6 protein-coding genes and 3 pseudogenes are annotated in these 6,549 nt (G+C 52.4%); 8 read left to right on the top strand and 1 reads right to left on the bottom strand.

The window, feature by feature from the left end; all coding sequences use genetic code 11:
* From ACLD1X_RS28805 to ACLD1X_RS28785, 5 genes and pseudogenes are all read left to right on the top strand, one after another.
* A pseudogene (locus ACLD1X_RS28805) lies at nt 1–234 on the top strand (tyrosine-type recombinase/integrase); the annotation flags it as partial.
* Between the two features lie 39 nt (nt 235–273).
* Nucleotides 274–594, top strand: a complete 321-nt coding sequence (locus ACLD1X_RS28800) for a hypothetical protein (protein ID WP_116580525.1) — start codon at nt 274–276, stop codon at nt 592–594.
* A gap of 4 nt (nt 595–598) precedes the next feature.
* Nucleotides 599–988 (top strand): antiterminator Q family protein, encoded by a 390-nt coding sequence (locus ACLD1X_RS28795; protein ID WP_178082417.1) that lies wholly within the window; start codon nt 599–601, stop codon nt 986–988.
* Between the two features lie 435 nt (nt 989–1,423).
* Nucleotides 1,424–1,879 (top strand): Hsp20 family protein, encoded by a 456-nt coding sequence (locus ACLD1X_RS28790; RefSeq protein ID WP_008020769.1) that lies wholly within the window; start codon nt 1,424–1,426, stop codon nt 1,877–1,879.
* 566 nt (nt 1,880–2,445) lie between these two features.
* Nucleotides 2,446–2,892, top strand: a complete 447-nt coding sequence (locus tag ACLD1X_RS28785) for a hypothetical protein (RefSeq protein ID WP_429373642.1) — start codon at nt 2,446–2,448, stop codon at nt 2,890–2,892.
* 772 nt (nt 2,893–3,664) lie between these two features.
* Here the strand turns inward: ACLD1X_RS28785 and ACLD1X_RS28780 are convergent.
* Nucleotides 3,665–3,886 (bottom strand): annotated as a pseudogene (locus ACLD1X_RS28780) (GDCCVxC domain-containing (seleno)protein); the annotation flags it as partial.
* A gap of 126 nt (nt 3,887–4,012) precedes the next feature.
* Here ACLD1X_RS28780 and ACLD1X_RS28775 point away from each other — a divergent pair.
* From ACLD1X_RS28775 to ACLD1X_RS28765, 3 genes and pseudogenes are all read left to right on the top strand, one after another.
* A pseudogene (locus ACLD1X_RS28775) lies at nt 4,013–4,165 on the top strand (MerR family DNA-binding transcriptional regulator); the annotation flags it as partial.
* Nucleotides 4,166–5,296: 1,131 nt separating this feature from the next.
* The gene (locus ACLD1X_RS28770; RefSeq protein ID WP_008015856.1) at nt 5,297–5,620 is read left to right on the top strand and encodes a phage holin family protein; all 324 of its coding nucleotides are present in this window, start codon (nt 5,297–5,299) and stop codon (nt 5,618–5,620) included.
* 70 nt (nt 5,621–5,690) lie between these two features.
* Nucleotides 5,691–6,431 (top strand): hypothetical protein, encoded by a 741-nt coding sequence (locus ACLD1X_RS28765; RefSeq protein WP_429373640.1) that lies wholly within the window; start codon nt 5,691–5,693, stop codon nt 6,429–6,431.
* Nucleotides 6,432–6,549: the final 118 nt, after the last annotated feature.

Genomic DNA, 6,549 nt, shown 5'->3' with positions numbered 1-6,549 from the left:
ATCTGGGCCAACCTCGGTGTCGATTCACTGGTGGGAAAACTGCTACTCAACCACGCCCTGACCGAATTGGAGCGCACCTACTTTCAGGCGATGGGCGAGGTGGTAAAGCGCAGCGCCCTGGAGCGGTGGCACGGGTGGCTCGACGCACAGGGTTTTGATGCATTGCAGGACAAGACAGGAGCAAGACGCGCGAGTAAGCCGGTTGCCCTGGACCCCGCGGGCTGGTTGGCCTGAAGCCGAAAACAGAAATTAATCTTACAAGAGGATTCAAACATGCATAAAGGGCAGGCGCTTGGCATTAAGAGGGAGCGAATCGATCTGGAGCCTTGCTCGATCTGCAAGCGCAAAGCGGTAGTGGCAGGAGTGTTTTATGAGCAGATTTGTACTGCTTGCAACGGCTCAGGTTGGGTTGTTTTGGGTAGCAGGTTGGTGCTTTCTTCGGACGAATTAGTCACCCAGTTGAGTTTCAAACTGCAGCAGGCTCAGCGTGAAATTGAGGTGCTTAAGCAGAGCTCGTCGATATCTGACCAGACCGAGTATCACCAAATGAACAACCGTCGCGGTGCCGGCGGCACAAATTACACAGGGGATTGAGAACATGATGATTCGAAAACCAGCGGGCCGACCTTTGGGTGATACCGAATACCTGCTGGAGCAGTGGGGATGGTGGCGGATGGATGGGGCCGGTGTCCCAACCTATATCTCTCCGACTTTTGCACTAATGCGTCAGGCGATGCCGCAAGTGTCGGCAAGCAAGAGCTATTGCATCACAGATGAATGGGCCGGAGCTATTGATAGCGCGATTGCGCGGCTCTCACATCGTGACCGACAGATGGGCGATATTATTTGGCTCTACTACGGTGCTAAATGGCCCATGCTTCGGGTTGGCAAGCACTACGGCATAAGTGAAGGGAAGACGCGGGAATTAGTGAGAGCAGGGATCGCGTGGATAGATTGTGCTGTCGATGAAATGCGAAAAGCTGCTTAAGCTATTAGCCGATTGCTGCCTGTTGCGACAGGCAGAGAACGACCCATAGCTGCCAGTCATTTGCGTCTACAAAATCAGGGGCGATTCATCTTTTATGTAGGGGGGCCAGATTGGCAAACGTCAATAACTTTAACTGCGACTTTGGGGCTTTCGTTTCTCAGTAAGTCGTCTAGCTCTGTATTGGTTATTGAGGTCGTCCCGGTTGTAGTGTTTGCCCTTCCGGCAACCAGTCAGCTTTCGAAGCGATAAAGGGCGTGCCAAGCCGATGCCTTTGGCCAATATAAATGACCTCGTTGATGCCTTCGTCTTTTGAGAATAAAAAATTATTTTTGCTCCTCTTGAATCGTTTTTCTCACATCGCTATATATTTTTGTACGCGATGCCGAAATCGGGTCGCGCCATAAATCACTTGGAGAAAACTCAGGAGATTTAGCTATGGCTAGTACCGTTTCGTTGGCCCCACTGTTCCGTCAGTCGGTAGGCTTTGATCGTTTCAACGACCTTTTTGAATCCGCGCTACGCAGCGAGGCGGCCTCGACTACCTACCCACCTCATAACGTCGAGAAGCACGGTGACGATCATTATCGAATTGTCATAGCTGCGGCGGGTCTGAGTGAGGAGGATTTGGACATTCAAGTCGAGAAGGAGGTTTTGACCATCGCCGGTGGCAAGCGAGAAAGCGATCAGGAGACGATTTACCTTCATCAGGGAATCGCTCAACGTGCATTTCGACTGTCTTTCCGTTTAGCGGATCACATTGAGGTTCAAAATGCATCGTTGTCCAATGGGCTGTTGAGCATTGATCTGCTGCGGGTTGTACCAGAGGAAGCCAAGCCTCGGCGCATCAACATTGATGGCTCGGGGAAGTCTGATCTGAAACAAATCAACTGATAGCAGCAAACGAGGCGCTCTTCGGAGCGCCTTTCTTAACTGCAGAATCGGCCAATAGAAGACATTCTCTGGCCTCTCAAAAGATATCCCACGAATATCTCCTAATTGAACGATTCCACGAGCATAGTCTAGCTTTACGAACCACCAGATTGGAGTCGATGGCCTGGCAGATCAGGATGAATCGGTCCCGATATCGTAGAGCCCATATGAGAGGCAGCTTTTGGCCGATTGTGTTGAAAAAGTCGGTTCTTCCAGACTGTCCGCATACTGACCACTGAAAACGCCTTTTTTGCGCGTAGCTACGCGAAATCTGAGCCCGGAATCCTCTGCTCAACGTAAAGATTTCAATCTCAATCGCGTACTTTTCTGCCGTTGAATCCATTGCCGACTTTTTCAACAGAATCGGCCGATAGCAGTCCGTTAGACAGTTTTATATTGCCAATCATTAGGTATTAGGCTTGCTTCAGCCCAGCTTGATTTCACCCGGCTGGGCGGCTTGAGCTACACTTTAAGGGCTGTGCTCACGAACGTTGAAAGCGGTCCAACGCAGAGCAGGGGGAGGCAATATGTCTTGGTCGGTGACGGTGGAGCGGGAAACGAAGAGGAGACTGGTACTTGAAAAGTGGTTAGAGCATGTTGCTCAAGCTATAGCTGCTGGCGAGAAACCTAATAAGCGTAAGTTTGTTATGAACTCAAAAGGCGAACCATACGAAACCAACATTACCAGCCTCAATAGTTGGATTGATAGGTACGCTATCCATTCTTCTGGCACCTCCAGGACTGGTGCAGCAAATACCAAAGAAGCCAGTAAATCTTACGCCAACTCTGTAGCTGCCCTTGAAGACGACTTCAAAACGTTTCTTACTGAGCGACGACAGCCTGAAAATCAATACCGCTTGGACTTCTGCAGAGGACAGCAGAAATTGTTACGTGCTCTGCTGGCAGAAATTGATAGGCAGATTTTTGAGTTGGAGACCAAGCTAGCCTCGAAGCCCAAAGAGCGGCGTCAATGAGAATTACACCCGCTGGCACACCCCGTGCGACGCGATAATCCTGACCAAGTTCTACACTTGGTAGAGCGTCTAACCAGAACCCTTAAAAAACGAGTTTAGTCACACTCCATACATCGTTCTACCTCAGTGCATTGCTGCCTTCGCTGGTATCGAGGGCAATGAAGAGGTGCAACGCGTGGTTATGCTCGCTTTGCGTTTTGTAACGCTGCCGTGCTTGTGAAGCTGATCATCCCTACAACCGATTTGCCGTCACTCTGCCCACCGTCCGCTACTGGCCGATTGTGTTGAAAAAGTCGGCCACGGTTTCCACAGCAGAAAAGTACGCGCTTGAGATTGAAATCTTTACTTTGAGCAGAGGGTTCCGGGCCCAGATTTCGCGTAGCTGCGCGAAAAAAAGGCATTTTCAGCAGCCAGTACGAGGGATGCCTGGAAGGACCGACTTTTTCAACACAGTCGGCCAATTGCTGCTTGTCGCCAAGGACAGTAAACAACCCATTGCAGCCACTCCCCAACGACTGTGATCGGGACAAGGCTACCTACCGAAAACGGCACCCATTGCGGACTGACCGATCGTCACCCGTAGGATCAAAACCAATGCAGGAGCGCAATGGTATACAACAAGCCGATGCTGAGGGTGATGATCAGGTAGACCACCACGAGCATCAGCACGTGATTCCACATGACACTGATCTCCCATAACCACGGTTTGAGGCGCGTTAGGGGTGTCTGATAAACCGAATAACGTACCACAGCATCCGTGCTGCTCCTGAATCGGCGGGCACTTCACCATGCCAAACGAACAGAACACACAGTAGTCACCGGGGTTCGGGCGTAGCAGGGTTTTGCAATTGCCACACTCGTAGAAGAACTGGCAGGCGTCCGTGGGCATGGCTTCCTGCTTGGCGAAACCGCAATGCGGGCAGGTCAACACGGATTCGAAGATGACGGTGCTAGTAGTTGCCTCGTTTGTGCACGGTGGAGGGATAATCCGCATTCGTCGTCGCTTTGGTTAACGCCTCAGGATCCGCCGATCTGTTGAGTCATCGTTTTCTCCGTTAAATCGATCTAACCTAGAGTCACTATACACCCCGTACCCGGGTACAGAATCAAGGGGCGTGTGATGGCAACAGGGCTGAGTATCGGCATGTTGGCGGCAGCTGCCAGGGTGAACATCGAGACTATTCGCTATTACCAGCGACGCGGCTTGCTGGATGAGCCGCCAAAGCCGCTCAGCGGTTATCGGCTCTATCTACCGGAGCAGGTCAAACGGTTGTCCACGGGCGAAGCGAAACTGCTGAAGGGGCTTCAAACCGCCTTCGGCGATTAGCACGATCACTATCAGTGGTGCCAAAAGGTCCAGGTCGAGATAGATCTGCTTCCTCTTCAAACCATCTGGTCAGACTGTGCCGCGTCTGCACTGCAAAGGGCTGAGCTTCAGCTGTCTGAGGTGGTCAAGCTGCTGCCTAAATCATCGGGTAAAAAAAAGGCCACCTAAGGTGACCACGGAGTAATCGATAGCAGTGGGCAGAGTGAGACTGTCGTTTGGCTCCGTTAATGATTGCAGCAACACCTATTCCGTTGGATCAAAGCAATTCTAGGATGGCCATGGTAAACAACCATCCGATGCTGAGGGTAATAGTCAGGTAGACAACCGCGAGCATCAAAGGGTGATTCCACATGACACCAAACTCCCATAAACGTTTTTATTTTAGTGCTTGGTAAATTGGGGTCCGTGAAACTCATGAGTTCGTATGAGCAGTAAGGCAATAATTAAGCCATATGAGTGAAGGACGCTTGGATGCGCTTTTGGCCTGTAACGTTGCGTTCTTGGCTAGTGCTTTCAGACGAAAATTGTCCCCAAATTCACCCCCCCAAAAATTGAGATTCCCCGCATGTGGGGGAACGCTCGTCCAGATGGCGCCCAGCAGGATATAAGTCCTAAGTTAATGCTTTGCCGCTGGGGCACACGGCAGAACAAGGCAGATAGGAAACCCGGGGACGATTTAGCAGGCGGACAATGTTGAATGGCCTTTTTGGCCGATTGCCGACTGTCGCACAGGCCTGGCGTGCGTTATTTTCTGTACATCATGGTTAAAGCATAATGGGCAAAGTTCATGCATCCGGCGGTACGTTCAAATGCAAACGCGGTAGTCAAGTTTGGGGTAATTTCGCATATATTGCGGAAAGATCTTTTCCGCACGGGATAGACCTGCTTTTATAGCAGCGTGTGTTGCTGTGAACGCAGCGAGACGCCTTTCAAGAACCCGACCATGGAGTCGGTTTCTTGTACCCTTTTATAAGCCCTGCCATCGAGCGGGGCTTTTTCGTTTTCGGCCCTACGCCTGGCTCTTTGCTCCGAGCGGATGACAGTGACATAGAGGCCGGACCTATTCGAGGACTACAGATGAACACAGAGCATCAGGCGCTCGCCGATGTGCCCCTTTGGCTATTGGTATTGTTGAGCATGGCTGGTTTGTCTGGGGAGATGTTGAGAGCATCAGGTACTGACCTTGGACTTCGGCAGATCCTCCAGCGTGTAGCGCTGCGTTTTCTTGCGTCTGGCCTGTTGGGCATGGCTACGTTGTTGCTCGCGATGGCGCTGTGGAGCAGCTTCTATCTTGCCGCCGGCCTAGGCATCGTAATCGCGGTCATCGGTGCCGATGTAACCGGCGGTTTGTACACCCAGTTTCTGGCCAGAAAAGCTGGTATCAGATCGCATAATTCATAGCGTGATAAAGCAGCCTGTCCCGCTCAACGGACCGCCAGACAGCTACTTCTCGGCTATCGCGGAAAACTAAATGGTCAAAATCAAGATCACGCCCAACATGCTGCCCGTGTCTGAAGCGCTGCTGGAGCTGGAGAAAAAGCACATTCCGCATGTGCTTGCCTTGACCGCTACACGCTTGGCTCGGCGGGTGAAGAAGGGGGAGCTGGCCGTCATGGCGCAGCGCTTGGACCGGCCAACCCGAACCACGATGGACAGCTTGTTCGTCAAAATGGCCACCAAAAGCAAGCCGGCCGAGGTGTATTTCAAGGACTCTTGGACCTCTGGCATCCCCGCTGATACCTACCTTCAGCAGACTGTCAGGGGCGGGCCACGACCGCATAAGCGCTTTGAAATGGCCTTGATCGCACGAGGCTTCATGAAGTCCAGCCAGTTCGCTATCCCCAACCCAAACGTCCTCGACAAGCATGGCAACGTTTCCCGAGGAACGATGACCCGGATCTTGTCGGGCTTGGGGGCAGCCGAAACATCGCGTGGCTATCAGGCCAATGCCTCGAACAGCAAGCGCAGTCAGCGCAAGGGCAATGCCAGGAGCTATTTCTCCGGCATCGTTGGAGGAACTGCCGGTGTGTGGGAGCGCAAAGAGACGGCGTTCGGTGATGCGATCAGGCCGATGTTTGTCTTCAGCCGGAGCGCGCCGATGTACCGCACGATCTTCCCGTTCTTCAAGATCGCCAACAACATCTGCAAGGCCAACTACAGCGCTGAGTTCCGCGATGCATTTGCCGATGCAATGGCCACTGCCAAGCCCTAACGACGAGCAAGAAAGACCGGTTCTGGCTGGTGATGCTCGACTTGTTTGCCCAGACGAAAATTTAACGGGTCCTCCCGAGGGGGCGGGGGGCAGGGGGTAATTCGGGCCCCGCTGCTTC

The organism is Pseudomonas sp. 18173 (genome assembly GCF_050432945.1).
In the GTDB taxonomy this organism is placed as follows: Bacteria; Pseudomonadota; Gammaproteobacteria; order Pseudomonadales; family Pseudomonadaceae; genus Aquipseudomonas.
Note: the sequence above shows the minus strand (reverse complement) of the source record. Positions and strands in the feature narration are given on the sequence as shown.